At 40.1% G+C, this 20,006-nt stretch carries 11 protein-coding genes; 5 read left to right on the top strand and 6 right to left on the bottom strand.

All coding sequences use genetic code 11. The features are described 5' to 3' along the window. The first annotated feature begins 57 nt into the window (after nt 1-57). From H6G18_RS19720 to H6G18_RS19705, 4 genes are all read left to right on the top strand, one after another. Nucleotides 58-261: a hypothetical protein gene (locus H6G18_RS19720; protein ID WP_010995097.1), complete on the top strand. Its 204-nt coding sequence runs from the start codon at nt 58-60 to the stop codon at nt 259-261. Between the two features lie 666 nt (nt 262-927). Beyond that, nucleotides 928-1,419, top strand: coding sequence for a TerB family tellurite resistance protein (locus H6G18_RS19715; RefSeq protein WP_190408798.1), 492 nt, complete (start codon nt 928-930; stop codon nt 1,417-1,419). A gap of 230 nt (nt 1,420-1,649) precedes the next feature. After that, a complete protein-coding gene (locus H6G18_RS19710) occupies nt 1,650-2,981 on the top strand; it encodes an aromatic ring-hydroxylating dioxygenase subunit alpha (protein ID WP_190408797.1) in 1,332 nt (443 codons plus the stop codon). A 72-nt stretch (nt 2,982-3,053) separates the two neighbouring features. Further along, nucleotides 3,054-4,628 carry a mechanosensitive ion channel family protein gene (locus tag H6G18_RS19705; RefSeq protein ID WP_190408796.1) on the top strand — a complete coding sequence of 525 codons (1,575 nt, stop codon included), beginning with the start codon at nt 3,054-3,056 and terminating at the stop codon, nt 4,626-4,628. Between the two features lie 342 nt (nt 4,629-4,970). Here H6G18_RS19705 and H6G18_RS19700 read toward each other — a convergent pair whose 3' ends face one another. The 5 genes from H6G18_RS19700 to H6G18_RS19680 form a co-directional block, all read right to left on the bottom strand. Further along, nucleotides 4,971-10,931, bottom strand: a complete 5,961-nt coding sequence (locus H6G18_RS19700; protein ID WP_190408795.1) for a hybrid sensor histidine kinase/response regulator — start codon at nt 10,929-10,931, stop codon at nt 4,971-4,973. A gap of 104 nt (nt 10,932-11,035) precedes the next feature. Then, nucleotides 11,036-13,957 carry a methyl-accepting chemotaxis protein gene (locus H6G18_RS19695; RefSeq protein WP_190408794.1) on the bottom strand — a complete coding sequence of 974 codons (2,922 nt, stop codon included), beginning with the start codon at nt 13,955-13,957 and terminating at the stop codon, nt 11,036-11,038. A 17-nt stretch (nt 13,958-13,974) separates the two neighbouring features. Then, a complete protein-coding gene (locus tag H6G18_RS19690) occupies nt 13,975-14,505 on the bottom strand; it encodes a chemotaxis protein CheW (protein ID WP_190408793.1) in 531 nt (176 codons plus the stop codon). A 13-nt stretch (nt 14,506-14,518) separates the two neighbouring features. Continuing rightward, a complete protein-coding gene (locus H6G18_RS19685) occupies nt 14,519-14,884 on the bottom strand; it encodes a response regulator transcription factor (protein WP_190408792.1) in 366 nt (121 codons plus the stop codon). Nucleotides 14,885-15,255: 371 nt separating this feature from the next. Next, nucleotides 15,256-16,461 carry a response regulator gene (locus H6G18_RS19680; RefSeq protein ID WP_190408791.1) on the bottom strand — a complete coding sequence of 402 codons (1,206 nt, stop codon included), beginning with the start codon at nt 16,459-16,461 and terminating at the stop codon, nt 15,256-15,258. A 363-nt stretch (nt 16,462-16,824) separates the two neighbouring features. Between H6G18_RS19680 and hmpF the strand changes: the two genes are divergently transcribed. After that, nucleotides 16,825-18,576 (top strand): pilus motility taxis protein HmpF, encoded by a 1,752-nt coding sequence (gene hmpF, locus H6G18_RS19675; RefSeq protein ID WP_190408790.1) that lies wholly within the window; start codon nt 16,825-16,827, stop codon nt 18,574-18,576. A 53-nt stretch (nt 18,577-18,629) separates the two neighbouring features. Here hmpF and tilS read toward each other — a convergent pair whose 3' ends face one another. Further along, nucleotides 18,630-19,643, bottom strand: coding sequence for a tRNA lysidine(34) synthetase TilS (gene tilS, locus H6G18_RS19670; protein WP_190408789.1), 1,014 nt, complete (start codon nt 19,641-19,643; stop codon nt 18,630-18,632). Between the last annotated feature and the right edge of the window lie 363 nt (nt 19,644-20,006).

The following is a 20,006-nucleotide window of genomic DNA, read 5'->3' as shown; positions in this document are numbered from 1 at the left end:
TCAAGTACTTTGCCATAATTAATAGCTAAATTGCTAATGAGGCATAGCAGCTGAATAATGACAGACAACCAAGTCCAAATTCACCTACTTGTTGGGATCAGGGGGTTGACTTTATTGGTTTTCTACACAGAAACTGATTGCTGGCAGTTCCGGTTTCTCAGTTTGGGTGGCGCTGTATTTGGAGAACGCAAGATATATTTCACAGCCCAAGCAGCTGAACAAGCTGGACGTGAATGGATTAATAAAGATTTCGAGGATTGAGTTAGCAGTATATTGGGACAAAGGATAGACTTAACAATTCTCTTGGTAGCAGGATTTTATGATTAGTCTTGACCTATTTGATCAATATGCTAGACAGTCAATAGCTTGATTTAATGATTTGGGTAGTAAGAAATTATAGTGTAATGGTTTCTTACTACCCGGAGAGAAAACTTAGATTTTTCCAAGATTACTGTGACAGTGCATCTCTATTGCAAAGTCGCGGCTAATTGTCCTCAATAATACCTTATAGTCATTTGAACTGTAATGTGCATTCTCTTCACGGTCAATTAAGCTACAGGGTGGTTAAACGCCAAAATTTATATTCGAGTTTGTAACCCATCATCAGATTTTTTCTTTTACCAAGTTGTCTAGGTAAGATTCTTTTTCACAAAGAATTAAGTATTAATTAATTAATACTTATGAAAAAATCAACTATCAATACAAATTAATTATTAATTTCTTAACGGTCTTAACTGTCTTAACTGTCCTTGCATTTTTGCTCTGATGCTGAGAGTATTTGAAGGCATCTATCCCAATAGTAATAATCAATAATCTTCCAAGGATTCTCATGGATAGACACTAATTAGAAACCTGGAAAACGATTTTTACATTTGTAGATAGCATCCACTAAATAGTAAATTCTCAAAAATATCAAAGAGGTAATTTGTGAGCAAGATTAAAGAAGTACTGCCTGCTTCAGAATTTCTGAAAAAAAACTTAGGTATTTCCGAAATTCCCCTTGAAGCATACCTTAACTATGGATATGCACTGCTCGCTATTGCTGGAGCAGATGGTGAGGTTTCAGAAGCCGAATTTAACTGGTTAGTAAATCATCAGCGCTTGGCTGGCGCTCCTGAAGAGGTAATAGAAAAATATAAAACATTTGCATACAAAAATACTGATTTAGAAACCCTACTGACGAAGATTTCAGTTGATGTTTCTACTTGGTCAAAATCAAGATCATTGTTGTACCATGCAATTCAAATGTCTCGTGCCGATGGCGATTACTCACTTGAAGAGCAAAAAGCTGTAAAAAAAGCAGCTAAACTGCTGAAGGTTGAAGATGATATTGCGCTTGCTCTCAATAGGTTGATAGAAACAGAAGAAGCAGTAACCGCATTACGTAAAGCGCTACTACAGACTGAGGTTTTATCTTAATTGAGTAGAAGCCGAAAATACCTATCAGATTGATTCAGAGGGGTTGGGGTGTGGGAACTCACACACAAATAGAGTGCAAGCACCTATAAAGTTCGTGGCGGATTGGGATTGAAATAAAGACATCCCCATTTACCTTTTCTTCGTGCCATTCGGGACGGCTCTAAATTCACTCAATTATAGGTCTTTTTCTTTCCCTATACCCTACCCCCGACACCCTAATTTTTTGGCAAATGAAACCGGAATTTAATTTTTTTCAGCATTGGTATCCTATTTCGCCAGTCGAAGACTTAGATCCTAAACAACCAACTTCAGTAACACTTCTAGGACTGCGTTTAGTGATCTGGAAACCCAAATCATCTCAAACTTTCCGGGTGTTTTTAGATCAATGTCCCCACCGCCTTGCTCCCCTAAGTGAAGGACGCATTGATGATAAAACGGGGAATTTAATGTGTAGCTATCATGGTTGGCAATTTGATGAACAGGGAATTTGTACTCATATTCCCCAAACAGAAAATCCCGAACTTGTAAGCAAGAATAAAGAAAATCTATGTACTGTAGCACTACCAGTTCGTCAGCAACAGGATTTACTCTGGGTTTGGCCAGATGCAAAATCAAACGAACAAGCTGCTAGTACACCCTTACCTTTATCATCGCAAGTAGATGCAACTAAAGGCTTTGTTTGGTCTTCTTTTGTAAGGGATTTAGAATATGACTGGCAAACTCTTGTAGAAAATGTGGCAGATCCGAGTCATGTTCCTTTTTCTCATCACGGTGTGCAGGGCGATCGCTCAAAAGCAAGACCGATTGCGTTCAACATTGTGCAATCAACACCCAATTTGATTGAAGCGACAACAGTTGGGCCTTTTCACAGAACAATCACTTTTGAACCACCTTGTCGCTTGGAATATGCGTTTAGTTTTGGCGATAACAGTAAACAGTTTGGATTTGTCAGCTACTGTATACCTGTGTCTCCAGGTAAGTCTAGAATTGTGATTCAATTTGCCCGTAACTTTGCCAAAACTCTCTATCATCTCAAACCCCGTTGGTGGGATCATATCAGCGATCGCAATCTGGTTATTGATGGAGATATGGTTCTTCTACAGCAGCAAGAGTATTTTCTCCAAGAAAGAAAATCTACCACTAGCTGGAAAACTGCCTATCAGCTACCCACAAGTGCAGACCGTTTAGTAATTGAGTTTAGGAATTGGTTTGATCGCTATTGTCACGGACAACTACCTTGGAGCGAAGTGGGAATCAATGTTCCAGCAATATTGAATATCAATAATGATCGCCAACAAATGCTTGATCGCTACAATCAACACACCAAACATTGTCGTAGCTGTCGAGAAGCACTTTTGGTTGTGCAACGCTTACAAGCAGCGCTTTTAATCTATTCTGTTATTACTGTTTGCGTTGTTGCTCTCCTTCCCGATGGATTGCAACTTCAGATAGGTTTACCCTTAATTGCGATCGCACTACTAGGTCTAGGAGCTTATGCTTGGCTGAGATTCTGGCTTAGTCCGAGATTTTATTTTGTGGACTATATCCATGCACACAGATAAAAGCTACTTTCAGGCACTTTTGCAGTAGTTCCCTGCTCAAATTCAATAAATGAGCCAACAGATACTCACAAGATGAATATACTAATTATCCTGGGCGAAGTCATATTTTTAATACTAATTTTCTCGGTGTTTAACTGGGTGATTGGCATCATCTTTAAGCAGGTCACTAAAGTTTCTTGGCTGCAAGGAAGAACTGCAAATATCACCTTTCTTCGCCGGAATATCAGCAGACTTCTAATTTTGATTTGTGTGATTCTGTGCCTTGGGCTAATTGGTGTGAATGGGATGGTGATTTATCGACGTGGAAACGTTCAGGAATTTCAAGTTAATCTAATTCGCAGTCTTCCTACCCAATTTTGGATCAATATTTTTACGGCAAGCTTAAAAAGTGTGAGTTTGCTATTGCTAGTTAAATTTAGCATCCCACTCTTAAGCCAGGGTATAGATTTGGTCTGTGATTATGCCAAGAAAGCAGATCAAATCAAAGCTAATGATGAAAGTATCGAAGCTTTTTTTAAACTACTAAAAAGAGTTATTATTAATACTCTCTGGATATCTTCTGTTATCCTATGTGCTAAATTTCTCTACCTCCCAGAAATCGTTACCAAATATCTTTACATTATCTTAAAAATATACATTATTGTCACAGTTGGCTTACTTATTGTTAAAGCTGTTGCTACTATCGTTGATACTCTTGATGCCCTAAGTCTTAAATACTCCAGTTCTAACGATTTACTACGTTTATACCAACGTTTACGCCACTTAATCCCCCTTTTTAAAAAATGTTTGGAATACATCCTCTATCTTGGCATAATCAATCTTGTTGTTCCAGAAATAGAACCTATCGCTTGGATAAGTGCTTATACCCCTAATATTGTGCAGATTATTGGGGTTTATTTTATTAGCAATGTTTTGATTGAAGTTGCTTATTTCCTTCTTGATGAGTTTTACATAAAAACTACAAATACAAATGAATCACAGCAACAGAAACGGCTGACACTGATTCCTTTAATGCGGAGTTTCGCAAAATATTTCATTTATTTTACTGCCGGAGTTACTATACTCAAGTTGATTGGTATTGATCCTGCGCCTATCTTAGCAGGTGCAGGAATTGTGGGTATAGCAGTTGGTCTTGGGGCGCAAAACCTGATTAATGATGTCGTTTGTGGGTTTTTGATTCTGTTTGAAAACTATTACTTGGTTGGTGATTATGTCGAAGCTGGAAAAATGGAAGAGAGAAGTGTTGAGGGGGTTGTAGAGGCGATTGAACTGCGAACCACTCATATCCGTCATCCTGATGGTCAATTGCAGATTATTCGCAATGGAGATATTGGATCAATCATCAACTTCTCCAAGCAGTATATATATGCAAGAGTAGAAGTTAGCGTTTCATATAACTCCAATTTAGATCATGTGTATAGAGTAGTTGAGAAGGTTGGACAGCAGTTAAAGTTGGATGAACATGATGTTTTAGAACCCACACGAGTAGCTGGACTAGAAAATTTTGGTGAGAATCATCTATTGCTGCTGACGCTGACAAAAGTCAAGCCGGGAAAACACCTTCATATTCAGCGTGTTCTCCGCAAGATACTGAAAGATACTTTTAGCGAAGAAGAAATTGAAATTTGCGGTTTTTCCAAAAATTGATACTAAGTAGAAAGGCTTAATAAAATAAAAGTTGGTAGTAAGGGCTTTAGCCCTTTAAAACCTGGTAAGTGAGCAATAAATCGCTCACTACAAACAAAACTTTATTTTATATTTAATTGTGTCTACCTACTTAGCTCTTTTAAGGTATTTTTTTACAAGTATCTACTATAAATATCAGTCTCCTGTTTAAGAATGTAGCATAGCCGCAACTTCCTTGCTCAGTTGCGGCGGATGAAAGCCCTATAAATGAAGATTTTGAGGTAAATAATCTGATTCTTGCTGAATTAGCTTTCTTACTTGCAGATGGGGTGTAGAAAATTTTTCCCTACCCCATCTCCAAATTTAAGCGTTACTGTGACTAACTAATTTCTCACCTTTCAGCATCCGCACTGCGGCTTCTAACAAAGCTTCCTCCAGGTAAGGTTTGGTAAAGTAACCACTAGCACCGAGTTGAATTGCCATTTGTCGGTGTTTATCCGCACCCCTTGAGGTGAGCATAGCAATAGGTAAGTGGTTGAGCGTGGAGTCCTTTTGGATACGTGAGAGCAACTCTAGTCCGTCGCAACGGGGCATTTCGATGTCGCAGAAGACGATATCGCAAGGTAGACCAGAGCGGAGTTTGTCCCAAGCTTCCTGACCGTCACGAGCTTGTTCAACGCGATAACCTGCTTTGTTGAAAGTGAGCGATAGCAACTCTCGGACTGTGATGGAGTCATCCACAATTAGTACAGTTGGGTCAATCTTCACAGCCGGGATTTCGATCGCCACTGGCGGTGTCTGTTGCCAAAGTGTGCCACCAGCGTGTTTGGACATCCGTCCTTGGAAGATATCGATAATTTCCAGTACATCAGCTATGGGCATGATACGACCATCACCCAAGACTGTAGCACCGGCTACACCTATTGGTTTAGGTGCTGGCCCTTCAAATTGTTTAATAACAATTTCTTGCTCACTCAATACTTGGTCAATCTGGAGAGCTATTAAAGTATTACCGGATCGCACGACGACGACGGAAATCATATCATCATCTCTAGTACCTCCGTAGACATTACCGCGACCGAGTTGACGATTGAAGGTTAGTAGGTCTTTCAACGGTCGGAAAGGTAAGACTGTATCTCGCCAAGAAATGAATGATTGTCCATCGGCATTATGTTGGACGTTTTTGCTTGGTATATCTAGGGTATCTTCCACACCATCCATCGAGAAGGCAATCCGGGCTTTATCGGAGACACAGCACAGAGCCTTACAAATACTTAAGGTCAACGGTAGGCGAATTGTGAAGGTGGTTCCCTTACCAACAGTCGAATCTGTATTCACCGCCCCGCGAATTTCGCTGATTTCGGAACGTACCACATCCATTCCCACGCCCCGTCCAGAAATTTCATCAGCTTCATCTTTGGTACTAAAACCGGCTTGGAACAGTAGGTCATAGATTTCCAGGCGAGAAATGGTTTTTGCCTGTTCTGGTGTCATCATGCCCAATTTAACAGCTTTGGCTTTGATGCGTTCTGTATCGATACCTGCACCGTCATCACCCACAGAAATTACAGTTTGGTTTCCTTGGTGAAAGGCGCGGATGGTAATGGTTCCCACTGGTGGTTTACCGCCTGCTTCCCTAATTTCTGGAGTTTCGATACCATGAGCGATCGCATTGTTGAGCATATGCGTGAGTGGGTCATTGAGATGATCCAAAATCATCTTGTCAATCAGGGTATCGCCACCTTCAATCACTAATTCCACCTGTTTACCAAACTTGATAGCATTGTCGCGCACCCCTCGCCGCAAGCGGTCAATCGTCTGAGAAAATGGCACCATGCGCGCCTTTGTCAACCCTTCTTGCAGTTGAGTCGTGACTTGACGGAATTGTCTAGCGACTCGTTCGGTTTCTTCGGTGACAAAATCAATGTCACTGGCTGACTCCCGCACCCTGACGATGAGTTCGATCATTTCCTGAGACAAGGTGTGGAAGGGGGTGAAGCGATCCATTTCTAATTCACTAAAACCGCGATCGCTATTTGCATCGGGTGCTTCGTAGACAGGTTCTCTAGTTTTCCGACTTGCTAATAAAGAAGCTTCTAAGAGCGATCGCTCATATAATTCCTGCATCCTCGCGCCCACATCTGAGAGCTGTTGCACTTGAACCAGCAAGTTATCTAATGATTGTCGCAGTTTTTCATGATCCTGCTCTAAGGTGTTGCGGTTGACTACCAATTCACCCACCAAATTGCTCATTTCATCCAACTGCTTGACCGGCACTTTCATCGTTTCTTCAAATCTCGCCGTCCGCCGATTAGAATTACGTGGAGTTTTGCCTATGGTTTGTTTAGTTGGCGATGAGAGGGAGATGGTTTGGTCTGCTTCTGCTAAGAGTTTCTCCAGATCACTAAATTCATCTCCTAAGTCGAATGATGTTGTAGGAATACTAGAATTAGTTTGTCTATTTTTTGCTACAGCAGGTTGCTGCTCATCAGTCGCTGTCTCAAGATTATCTTCACCCAGCAGCGCTTCTAAGGCTGCAAAGTCATTTGCTGCTATGGAAGCACTATTAGCACTGGATGTCACTTCTACTTCTAACAATGCTTCTAGATCAGCAAATTCATCTTGAATATAGGTATCCGAGCTTACTGACTCTGGTATCTCTACTGTTGTAGGGGTAGCAGCCTCTGCTACAATTTCCGATGCTGGAGTTATATCTACTAAAAGCGATGATAAATCTGCTATGTCTTCTGAGACTTCAGGACTTATGGTTTCTGGACTTTCATCAGTTGTCAGACTTAGCATCAATTCACTAGATTCTGGAGTAGGTGGAGTACTTTCCTCAACTTCAAAATCTGTGAAGTCATGAGTTTCCGTGATTAACTCATCTAGGGTTAACGCTGATAAATCATCATCTAATTCAAGTTCACTAGTTTCTGCAACTGTTACATCAGAAAAATCAATAACTGTTTCTAAACTATCAGAATCATCAGTTTCTTCAACAGCAATATCTATCAACTCATTGGCTAACGCTGATAAATCATCATCTAATTCAAGTTCATTAGTTTCTGCAACTGTTACATCAGAAAAATCAATAACTGTTTCTAAACTATCAGAATCATCAGTCTCTTCAACAGCAATATCTATCAACTCATTGGTTAACGCTGATAAATCATCATCTAATTCAAGTTCATCAGTCTCTTCAACAGCAATATCTATCAACTCATTGGTTAACGCTGATAAATCATCGTCTAATTTAAGTTCATTAGTTTCTGCAACTGTTGCATCAGAAAAATCAATAACTGTTTCTAAACTATCAGAATCATCAGTTTCTTCAACAGCAATATCTATCAACTCATTGGCTAACGCTGATAAATCTGAATCTGTAATCAGTAAATCATCATTTAATTCAAGTTCATTAGTTTCTGCAACTGTTGCATCAGAAAAATCAATAACTGTTTCTAAACTACCAGAATCATCAGTTTCTTCAACAGCAATATCTATCAACTCATTGGCTAACGCTGATAAATCTGAATCTGTAATCAGTAAATCATCATCTAATTCAAGTTCACTAGTTTCTGCAACTGTTACATCAGAAAAATCAATAACTGTTTCTAAACTACCAGAATCATCAGTTTCTTCAACAGCAATATCTATCAACTCATTGGTTAACGCTGATAAATCATCATCTAATTCAAGTTCACTAGTTTCTGCAACTGTTACATCAGAAAAATCAATAACTGTTTCTAAACTACCAGAATCATCAATTTCTTCAACAGCAATATCTATCAACTCATTGGTTAACGCTGATAAATCATCATCTAATTCAAGTTCACTAGTTTCTGCAACTGTTGCATCAGAAAAATCAATAACTGTTTCTGGATGTTGTAAATTTAATCTGCTTGTAGTGGCGAATAAGTTATTATTTTCTGAATTTTCTATACTTTCTATTACTAAAGAATGGCTATTTTCATAAATATCGTCAAATAAATCAACCTCCGATTCAGCAAATGGCTGGGATGAATCTATAGAGGATAATTCTTGGGATTGGGTAGTAAATTCGGGAATAAAATCTAATACTTCTGGTTGTTGTGAAAAACCATGATTTTCCGGTAGAAAAAGTTCCCGACAGTCCCCCAGTGACTGGAGTTCATCGCTAATACTATGAATACTGGAATCATTTTCTGTAAGTTCTCCAAACAATTCGTTTTCAATCTCTGATGAGAATACCAAATCTAACTGCTGAATATCTAAATCTTTTGGTTCTAAATTTTCCGCCAAGGATGATGTAGGCTGTTGATTTTCACCAAAAATTTCACCGGAAGACGCAGCTGCAAACAAACTTTCCTCTAAAGCCTGAACTATATCTTGCTCTAAGATAGATTCTAATCTTTGATCTGGTTCGACTTCAGTTTCTGAGTTCCAGAAATTTCCCAAATCATTTTCTGTTTGATCAAAACCTAATACTGTTGCTGGTGGTAAATCAAATAAATCGCTAATTTCTGATTCGTCTGAAGATAATTGTGTACTTTCTTCCAAATCATTAAATAGATTATTTAAGGATAAACTTTCTGGTATATTTATTAGCTTAGATTCTATAACATTAGGTAGTTTAATTTCTTCTAAACTATCTGTATTTATATCAGTATCCAAGAATAAATCATCAAAATTACTTGAGACCTCTGGCAGATTTACCTTACTGTCAGACTGTATAATTTCATCAAGCTTTAATGCCAATAAATCCTCTATAACATCAGAATTATCTGGTAGACTGCCAGCTTTTTCTCTATTTTCTTGTAATATTTCACTAGCAGTAATAGGAGCTTTAAAGAAATCTTGTGATTCTAAATTATCTTTACCTAAGAAGTTTTCACCAAATAATAAGCTTAAATCTTCTGTATTATGGGAAGTAGTTGGTATTTCTTTTTTATCTTCATCTAGGGATAAGAAATCAGCGATATCATTATCATTTTCTTCATTATTACTGTCACTGATATCTACTCCCAAGTCATTACCATCTGTGATATCTAGAATTTCTTCTTGTTGCCATGTTTCATCTAGTTCTGGTGTCTCACCTTCAAACAAATCAGCAAGCGTATTTAATTCAGCTAATCCTACTTCTGGTCCGTGGGTGTGGATTTTGCTGCTACTCTGTGATGTATGGTCTTCGTTATTAAATAGAATATCTTCAGTTTCAGCTTTTTCTGCTATTACTGTCTGGGGATAAAGTTGCTCAGATATTTCAGTTAGGCTAGTTACGCTATCTGTTGGTGATTCAATCAGAGGTTCACTATTTTCAGTAATGGTAGATTTAGGTTCATAAATTACTGGTGCTATAAATGATTGAGTGACAGAAGTTGGAACGTCACCGAGTAAATTTTGAGCTACTTCTAACAATGGCATTTCTGGAAAGCCCCAGAGTGCTTCTAGCCGATGACTTATTGTGATTTCGGTTTCCCTGCTTCGCAGGACTAATTCTTGGGCCTGTTTAATTTCCGTAATGACGATTTTAGCTAAAGTGAGATATGTATTTTCTTGATTAGCGATCGCGCTGGCTGCGGCTTTGCATAAATTAGACCAGTTAGGCAAATTCCATGTTTTTCCCAGTTTGACTAACTGATTACAGCAGTCTTGTAAATCTTGCCTAGATGCTGATGTTGCTGGTTGCTTAAATAATTGCAACATTTCCCTGAGTGTTTGTAACACTTGGACTTGAAACTCGCTCCACTGATCATTAGCTGTCGCAACAACTGGGGAATATGTTGGTAGAACTGGAGTTGTTTGGTGGGTTTCTTCTTTTGTAGTTGAAACATCTTGGCGAAAGAAGATTTCTGTGAGTGTACCCACGCTATCTGCTGGGTTTGGTTGATTGACTGCATGATCACCAACTTCGCCAGCACCACCTTTTTGTACGAGTTGTTCCAAATGCTCATGTAGCCATTGAAAAACTGGCTCTGTTTCCGACATCAAAGTATTAGCAACTTCTTCCGATAAACCGAACGGCCCGCTTAACTGTTCTAATAGCGCCTTCAGGGTATCGGAAACGCCAAGAAATAACGACTCTAATTTTTGGTCAACCTGAATCGGATTCTCTTTGAGAACTTTAAAACAATCTTCTAAACGATGAGAGGTGTGCTGAATGCTAGTTAAGCCAAGCATTGCTGCTCCCCCTTTAATGGAGTGAGCCGCCCGGAAAACTTCGTTGATCATTTCCGGGTCGTTTAAGGTACTCTGAAGATTGAGTAACCCCTGTTCGATTGTATTCAGGTGGTCTCTGGCTTCTTCAATAAAGTAACCTAAAATCCTCTGTTGTTGTTCCGGTAGCATAGTTTTTTAGTCAATAGTCAGTAGTCAACAGTCAACAGTCAACAGTCATTAGTCAATAGTTAATTAGGTAAACTTTGAACTTTGGACTTTGGACTCTTGACTAATTACCTTGTTTCCATTGTTTCCACGCGGAAACGTTCTACGGAAGAAATCAAGTCGCGGGACACACCAACTAGGTTTTGCAGAGCGCCGGAAACTCGTTGTGCTTCCTGAGAAGTTTCTTGAGCTGTCAATTCCACCGATTGCATTACCTGAGCGACGGCGCGGGATGTTTCTGTTTGTTCTACGGTATCGCTGGTGATTGAGCGCACCAAACTATCGATGCGATTCGCTACTTGAATGATATTTTCCAGCGATCGCTTGGCTTCTTCTGCCAATTTTGTGCCTTTGATTACCTGTTGTGTACCTTCTTCCATTGCGGTCATTACTGAGCCTGTTTCGCTCTGGATTTGCATCACAATTTGCTCAATTTCCTTTAAGGATTTGGCTGATTTATCCGCTAACTGGCGGACTTCATCGGCTACGATGGCAAACCCTCTTCCGGCCTCTCCCGCTCTCGCCGCTTCAATACTGGCGTTGAGTGCGAGTAAGTTAGTACGGGAGGCAATTTGCGAAATCAAGGCGACAATCTTAGAAATTTCTTGAGAAGATTCCGCCAAGCGTTTCACCTTCCGGGTAGTTTCCGCTACAGTTTCCCGAATTTCCAAAATACCCGCCACAGTATTTTCTACAGCTTCTCCACCTTTGAGAGCGATCGTACTAGCATCGCGCGCCACTTTCTCCGCTTCCCGTGCTGCTTCCGCCACTCGTTGAATTGAATCAGTCATCACTTGCACAGAATTTAAGGTGACTCCCAACTCTTCGGCTTGACGCAAGGCATCACTAGATAAGGCTCTAGCAAAGGTTTCCGAATTAGTTGCACCTTTGGTTACTTCCTTAGCAGCCACTTTCACCTGCTGGACAATATCCCGGAGGTTTTGAATTGTCAGGTTAAAGGCATCGGCGACAGCTCCCAGTACGTCGGCTGTCACTTCCGCTTGTACTGTCAAATCACCTCTAGCCGCCCCTTCTACATCATCCAGTAAGCGAATTACTTGACGTTGGAGGTTTTCTTTGGCTTCCTCTTGTTCATCAGCTTTGCGTTGGGCTTCATTGGTGGTAGTAAAAATTACCCGCGCCATTTCATTGAAGCCAGCCGCCAACTGCCCTAGTTCATCTTCGGAAAACACCGTGGCTTGCACATTCAAACTGCCTTGACGAACGGCATCAAATTGTGCTTGTAAATCCTTGGTGGTGCGGCGCATTTGCTTGAGGGTGACGTTCCCCATGAAAGCGGCTGCGGCAAAACCTGTAATCCCGGCTGCCAAAGACATCGCCCAACCTGTATTGCGTAAAGATTCCCGTTGTTCGGGAGGAGAAAAGTTAGTGGCGGTAAAGCCAACTGTGGCAACAACCAAAGCAGAGAAAACCCCAACCGTACCAGCGACTACCCAAGGTTTTTTGTCTAGGGAAGCATTTTCTAATGGCGCTAACCATCCTTGTTCGACGTTGACGTTAGCTTCTACCTTGGGAGCATCTGTTTGGCTAAAGATTGGTACTGCTTCTTGAGAGCCAGTGATGCTAAATAGCTCCTCGTCCCGGTCTGTAGCATTTGCAGTACTTTCTGCAACTTTGCTCAGTGGGGTGCTATTGATTTCCGTAGAACTAGAAAGCATGACATCACTGAAGCTGGAATCTGCTTCTGCCAAATCAAATCCAGGAATATTACCTAAATCGTCAAATTCGTCAAAGTCGTCTAAAAACTCGATATTACTTTTAGAATTTTCTTTATTGAAGATAACGCCTGTATCTTCATCTATTGCCGCACTTTCTGACCCAAAAGCCGATTCAAATGCTTCAAAATCAAAGCTTTCATCAACATCAAAGTCACCCATCTCTTCTTTGATACTATTAGGAGATGATTGTGATTTCAAAGTAAAATCACTATTAACAGATGCTGATGATCCTAATATTTCTTCTTGAGAAGCTATTTCTTGTAACCAATTATTTGAATCAGAATGAGCAAGATTATCTTGACTATCGTTAGGTAACTTTTCTAAGGGAATTGCACCATTTCTGAGTTCTTCTTTACCAGTTGATGAATTTTGACTTTCTTGGCTATTTTTGACTAATTCCAAGTCTTGAGTACTTGCTTCTTGACTATTTTTTGTTAAGAATTCAGTTACAGAAGCTTGCCCAATAAAACTGTTTGTTGTGTCAAATTCTGCAAAAGGTGAATCTATATTACTTTGGCGATGGTCTATGACCAACCCTTGGTCATCGCTTAACGAATCTTTGCCACTATCTAATAAATTATTATCAGTCTGTGGTTGGTCAAGACTCTCTTCTTGCCAAAATAGAGGTAACTCTAATGCTTCCTGCCCGTGGTGAGAGTCTGAGTCTGCATTCTGCTCTGCTTCTGTCTGCTCAATATTTAAGGCAAAAGGATCATCACTAAAGGCTGGGATGGATTCTACAGATTCTGGGATTTTATTAAAAGAAATGCTATCTGTAGGCGTTTCAAATGGATTATCTAAAGACAATTCATCTGTATCTCCTAATGATTGCTGTTCTTCTAAAGCATTTAAATCAAAGTTGCTATCAAAATCTCCAATTGACCCCAAATCTAAATCTTCTTCCTTAAATGCAAATGCACCTAAATCTATTGACTCATCATTGTCCACACTATCAGCCTGTTCGGGAACTGATTGTTGATATTGGCTAATATTTTCCAGACCATTTTGGGCAAAGCCAATCAGCTCAAAGTCATCCGTCAACTCCATTACTTTTTCGTATTCTCCGGTTGCCACATCAAACTGTTGCAAAACATAGTAGACGTGACCCCGTAGTAAATGGCAGTTAGGATCATCTGGCACATTCTGCACGACCAGATCAACTAAACTAGCGGCAACTTCATATTTTTGTTGCGCGTAGGCTGTACAAGCCTGCTGATATTTTTCGAGGTATTCGTCTATACTTGCTGCCATTTGCTCCCCTCCCAATTTCATCCTGCCCACCTTGCACTCCGCAAAATTGCCATTTGGTCGAGTAGTCTTAGAGATTGGTTGTTTTTAGGCTCTAATAACCACTCTCCCCGCAAAAAGGGAGCCATAGTATCCGGTGTGTTTGTAGGTGGCATGAGGTTTTGTACATCTAGCCAATCCATACCACCAATTGCGTCCACTGCTAAACCCACAGTTGTGTCTTGCTCTTGAACAGCAATCACCGGAATCTCTGCTCGGTCTGTGTTTAAAGGAGTTGCTTCTCCTAGAAATTGACCCAAATCTGCCACCCAAATTACTCGACCTCGTAAATTTAGAGTACCCAAAAGTAAAGGAGAAGCATTAGGAATCGGGGTGATTCTATCGGGGCTTAGTTCCATCACCTCTCGAATACCAGTTGCGGGTAGTGCAAACTCCTGATGCGAGGGAATGTAAAACCGTAAATGTAACTCACCTTCGGGACTTTCTACTTGTAATTCAGGACGGAAATGATCTTGACCACTGCCATTTAAAAAGTCCGGTTTGCTGACCATGTTGTTTTCATCCTTATCCTCGCAGTAGTTGTTTGACTGTTCCTACCAATTCGGTTGGTTGAAACGGTTTTGCTATGTAAGCATCCGCACCTTGTTTCATCCCCCAGTAGCGGTCAAATTCTTCTCCTTTAGAAGAACACATGACTACAGGGACGTTTTGGGTTTTCGGATCTGACTTCAATCGACGACAAACTTCGTAGCCATTCATTTTGGGCATGACAATATCTAAGACGACTAGATCGGGAGGTTCTACTTTAATCGCCTCTAATGCTTCTAATCCGTCAGTCGCATGGGTGACTGTTAAGCCACTGGCTTTCAGGAGGTCTGTAATCATCTCCCTCTGTGCAAGACTGTCTTCCACAATCAGAACTGTACTCATAAATGGCTATCTACCTCCTGATGTAGACGTTCCTGTTTGGAACATTCCCTGATCTCCCCACAAAAATTACTGTATAAATTAATTCTATTTTTTTGGTTAATTGTCTAGATAATACTTTGTCTTGGAGTTAGGTTCATTCTGTGATAACATTTTTTACTCGATTTTTTATGGAATCAACAAGTCTAAATAGGGACTAGGGATTAAAGGCTAGAGACTGGAGGTTAGAAGCTAGAGCTTGGAGGCTAGAGAAGAAACGTTTTTATTTCTTCATCGTGGGCTTTTGCCTGAGAGGTTCTAGTTGGGAAAAGTAGGAGACAGAAAGTTTTTATTTCTTGACTAGCCCCTAGTCCTTAGCCTCTAATCTTCAGTCCCTAGACATTTATGTATTTTGTGATGAGCATGAGTAATTCATGATCATGAAAAGGTTTTGTGAGATAGTCTGTTGCTCCGTACATTCTAGTTCTGATTTGATCTATAAATTTATCTTTACTACTCAACATAATCATCGGTATATACCGAAATACTTGAGATTGGCGCAGCATGGAACAAATCTCATAACCATTGAGTTCCCGCATAGCGATGTCACATAAAATTAAATTTGGCTGGAGTTGAAAAATTAGACTTAGAGCTTCTAGGGGATTGCTTAAAGCGATTATCTCCGGTAGAGCGTAGCCCATCGCTTCATATTCTTGTGCTTGCAGAATAGACTCTACAGTTTTACAAATACTGGTTGTATCGTCAATACATAGTATTTTTGCTTTCTTTTTATTCCCTACTACATGGATATTTGTCGGAGAATTACTTGTTTCTGGATAGGTTAGTTTTAACCAACCTTGCTGTACATAAGGATAAATGACTTTGGCGACTGTCAAAATGTCTCGGTTGAGATGACGCGCCAGTTGCCGTAAGGGGGTTTTCCCGTCAGCCCATTGCTTGAGTTTATTCATGGTGGCTTCTGGAAGTGATGAATGTAAGTGAACTTTATCAGCAAGGACTGGTAATTGTTCTGGAGACTGAATATAGGGAGATAGCTGGTGCCATTCTTGTAATTGTTGGGTGATTTGAGTGACTAATGGCGAAATCTCCCAACTAGTTAATTGGGGTGCGATCGCTGTATCCTGACAAAAGATAAAGCTACCTTGATTTAATCTCAACAAGTCAAACAATGTCTCACAAACTAAGCGGTAGATAATATTTTCAAATATCTTAGGATTAATAAGATTTGTCTCTAATAACAGCCAAAGATAGCCATATTCTGAAGAATTTAGTTTACCTAAATCAGCTAGATGTTCTTTGTCTAGACGCATTTCTACGCGATGATGACGTAAATAATCATCAATCCGCAACAAATTATCATCTCCTTTTTGGCAATAAATAATTTGACCATTCAGAAAAAAGATCAGCCAATATTGTTGTTGGCAGTTCTTCAAATAATCAGGCTCCCCTAAATATTCTTGAACGCTTGTATCACACTTGTATAAGCTAGGAGCTTCGATCAAAAGTTGTCCAGTTCGCTGCCCTAATTCAATCAATTGCAGGATACTGCGAATGTCAATTTCCTGTAAATTTCCCTGCATTTAGTTTAGTCCAGAGTCAATAGTCACGAATCAACAGTCAATAGTTGTTAGTTGTTAATTATCTCCCCCTGCTCCCTGATCCCCATTTTTTAGAGAATACATTGAGAGATAAACTGTAAATTTCCTTAATAATTTTCAGATAAAGTTAGTGATAACACGGAAGTCATCATAACTGCCATCAGTACAAAATATTAAAGACAACAAGTAATTTGCTGTTATAAATATCGGGACGATATATTTTACGTCTATAAATAGTTTTGTTCGTCTGTTTTCACTTAATTTAGGTGAAATAAGACAATTTAGCAGAATTGTATAAGGTATATCTCAAAACATAGACATCAAGTACACAAGAGGAAGAACGGTGTGCTGTATTTAGCAGAAGTACAAAAGCAGAAAGGCGGCTTACTGAGTGGTAGTTCCAAAACCGAATTAAAACTGCTAGCTTGTCAGCGAACCGACCAGAATTGGAGTACTGTGTCGGAAGAAGTAATCGCAGCCGAGGAAGCCAGCAAATTAAATGATGGCGCACTGGTTTTGGTAGAACTCACGCCAAATCGTCAAGTGCAGAGGATTCAAGAAGCGGGCAGGCCGCTCGTTAACATTTTGCAAAATTTTTCCCGCCAGTTGGAAAAATATAAGCTCAAAGAAGATGAAATTGACCAATGGAAAGAGTCTCTGACATTCCAGGCGCAGGAGTTGAATCGCCGGGAAATGGATATGGAGGCGCGACTGGAACAGTTGCACGAAATGGAAGATGAGTTTCAACGCCTGGAAGCCCAAAAACAGGAAGTGGACACATCCCGCGAACAAATTGATCAATTACAAGGAGAAATTGAACGTAATCGTCAAGAATTAGAAGGAGCTTGGGAGCATCTGCGGGGTGAGCAACGTCGCCTAGAGGAGCGTTTGCAAGAAGGTAATGTTTTGGACGCATCACAAAGTCAGGCGATGAGTGAATTACTTGATCGCTTGTCTACTCGCATTGCTCCTACAGAAACAGTGCGCGAACATCTACATCTAGCTGTTGAATTAATCGAAAAACAGCAAGCTACTCTTAATCCCCATTGGCAAAATCTAGAACAACAAAAAACTTTAGTTAATCAAAAGCAAGAAGAAGCTGATAAGCTGGCACAAACATACAGCGATCGCCAAAATTCATTAAAACAAGCACAAGATTCTTTACAACAGCAAACTGCTCAATTAAAAGTGAATACAGCCTCTCTTGTAGGCAAAGAAGAACATATTCGTATAGTAAAAGAGCAGTTACAATCTCAAGAAGCTTTATATCAACAAATTAATTCTCTGGCTGCTACTTCTGGTAACGTGATGCCTAACCAGAAAGTTGATGTCCAAGCGCTAGAAAAAATGCCCTTAGATGAATTACAAAAGATCATTCAAGACTTAACAGATAAGTTGGGAATAGATTCTAGCTTTGTTCATGACCAGGAACAAGAACTGACATATAAACAACAAACCATAGACGAACTGCAACAAAAAATTAACCAAGCATCCGAGCAAGATTTAGTTAATTTGCAGATGGAATTGGCAGATGAACAAGACCTGTATCAGATGCTCAATCAAACTTTGGTCGGACAAAGGCGCAATTTGTTAGCTAGGCAAAAGTTGATTCAGCAACACCAAAATATACTGCTAAAGCGACAAGGGCAACCTGTTGCCAATACCGAAGAAGATAACAGCGTTGATTTTAGCCCACTTCTGTTACAAATCGAAACTCAGCGACAAAAACAATCCCAGGAATTACAGCAACTGGAAAGAGAAATTGAACAAATGCGTTCTGCTATTGAGCTAGATCAAGGGATGATTGATAATCAAGCCCACGACCTCGAAGAAAAGCAGCAAGAACTGAAAACTATAGAGTCTGACTTACTTTCCCTAAAAACAGCAACTGCTGAATGCTGGAGTCGAATAAATCTCTATCAAGAAGCATTACAACCAATCCAGGATTGCGTGGATGAGTTAAGGCAAAAGCTGCAAGGAATTGGAGAATCTTTAGCTCAAGTCCAAGAAACAGGGGATTATCAATTACAAACTATCGCCGAAATTCGTCAGACTATTAATAGTTTTCTATGTCAGCCTGAATTGTTAGCATCATGAAAAGTGCTGAGTTATGCCAAATTACTTTTTTAGGTACGAATTACTCCACAGCACTATTGTAAGCATATCCAATCGCCTTGGACTTGAGCGATCGCTCCACCAGGAAAAGGATCAGTTTGCGAACGGTTGGGGGCTGTAATTAAAGCTGTTAATTTCTCGATATGTTCAAAATTAGGAGCATCGGCAAGTATTTCTTGTAGTACCTGTCGCATTACCCGACGTTGCAGCGCTAATGGTGCTTTCTGCAATACCTGACGGTTAAGCCGTAGTGGAGATAAGGGAAATGAGGGAGATAAAAATTCTTCCCCATCTTTCCCCACTCCCCATTTCATCGCCTCTTTTCGCAACTGCTGGGCTGCTTGTTCTAAATACTCTACTTCTGCTTGTAGTAGTTCGGCGGTTTGGGCTATGGCTAATTCCGCTTGGGGATTAAAATTTGTTTGTAAATAGGGAATTAATTCTTGACGGATACGATTACGGGCATATTTTAAGTCTTGATTGGTGGAATCTTCCCAGACTGGTAGCTGAAACTCTTGACAAAATTGCTCTGTTTGGTTGCGAGTAATTTCTAATAATGGACGCACTAACAAAATATGTCCAGTTAGTGGACGTTGCCAGGTTAACGCTTGTAAGCCATCAGCACCAGTACCGCGCATTAAGTTGTAGAGGAAAGTTTCGGCGCGATCGCTGGCTGTGTGTCCTGTGACTATATATTGGTAATTGTTGGCTTGGGCGATCGCACCTAATGTTTGATATCGCCATTCACGAGCCGTAGCTTCACTATTTACAGGTTTATTGGCTGTTTCTAAGTAAAAAGAAACACCCCAATTCTCAGCTAAATTTTTTACATGATCAGCATTGGCTTGGGAGTCTACACGCCAGCAATGATCAAAATGAGCAATACCTAATTGCCATCCCCATTTTGGTTGTAAATCTAACAATAATTTGATTAAACACAGAGAATCTTGTCCACCGGACACTGCGACTAATAGCCGTTGGTTACGCTCAAATAAATGGCGCGAGCGGATGGTACGATGTATTTTTGCATGAAGGTCAGTCCATACCATAGAGTACTGAGTGCTGAGTAGGGTGTAGGGGTATAGGGGAAATAGCCGAAACAACTCATGCAATTTGTGTGTCTTCATTGGAATTCGAAAAGCTTAGTAGTGCGAAAAAGCCTTGAAACCCTTATTAATAAAGGATTATCAACGCAACGGCAATTTTGAGCTTCCTCAAAAAATCGAACGAGGGCATTGGGTTTTAGCCGCTATTTTGACCTTCCAGGCTGTCCATCGTGAGACTCAAAAAAGTTTTCTGCACTACTAATACCAATTTAATATGAAGCTGCATAGAAAAGAGCTTCTAAAATAAAGTTATAAGAGGAGATAGACATTACCTGCTCAAATGTTAATTGCTCGAATAGTTGTTGT

Origin of the sequence: Anabaena subtropica FACHB-260, assembly GCF_014697105.1 — a bacterium.
GTDB lineage: Bacteria > Cyanobacteriota > Cyanobacteriia > Cyanobacteriales > Nostocaceae > Trichormus > Trichormus subtropicus.
The sequence above is the reverse complement of the archived record's forward strand: the minus strand, read 5'-3'. Positions and strand labels throughout refer to the sequence as shown.

Excerpts from the sequence above, each read along its gene's own strand:
- H6G18_RS19720 (WP_010995097.1), top strand. The coding sequence starts at position 58 with ATGACAGACAACCAAGTCCAAATTCACCTACTTGTTGGGATCAGGGGG.
- H6G18_RS19710 (WP_190408797.1), top strand. The coding sequence starts at position 1,650 with ATGAAACCGGAATTTAATTTTTTTCAGCATTGGTATCCTATTTCGCCA.
- H6G18_RS19705 (WP_190408796.1), top strand. The coding sequence starts at position 3,054 with ATGAATATACTAATTATCCTGGGCGAAGTCATATTTTTAATACTAATT.
- H6G18_RS19700 (WP_190408795.1), bottom strand. The coding sequence starts at position 10,931 with ATGCTACCGGAACAACAACAGAGGATTTTAGGTTACTTTATTGAAGAA.
- H6G18_RS19695 (WP_190408794.1), bottom strand. The coding sequence starts at position 13,957 with ATGGCAGCAAGTATAGACGAATACCTCGAAAAATATCAGCAGGCTTGT.
- H6G18_RS19690 (WP_190408793.1), bottom strand. The coding sequence starts at position 14,505 with ATGGTCAGCAAACCGGACTTTTTAAATGGCAGTGGTCAAGATCATTTC.
- H6G18_RS19685 (WP_190408792.1), bottom strand. The coding sequence starts at position 14,884 with ATGAGTACAGTTCTGATTGTGGAAGACAGTCTTGCACAGAGGGAGATG.
- H6G18_RS19680 (WP_190408791.1), bottom strand. The coding sequence starts at position 16,461 with ATGCAGGGAAATTTACAGGAAATTGACATTCGCAGTATCCTGCAATTG.
- tilS (WP_190408789.1), bottom strand. The coding sequence starts at position 19,643 with ATGGTATGGACTGACCTTCATGCAAAAATACATCGTACCATCCGCTCG.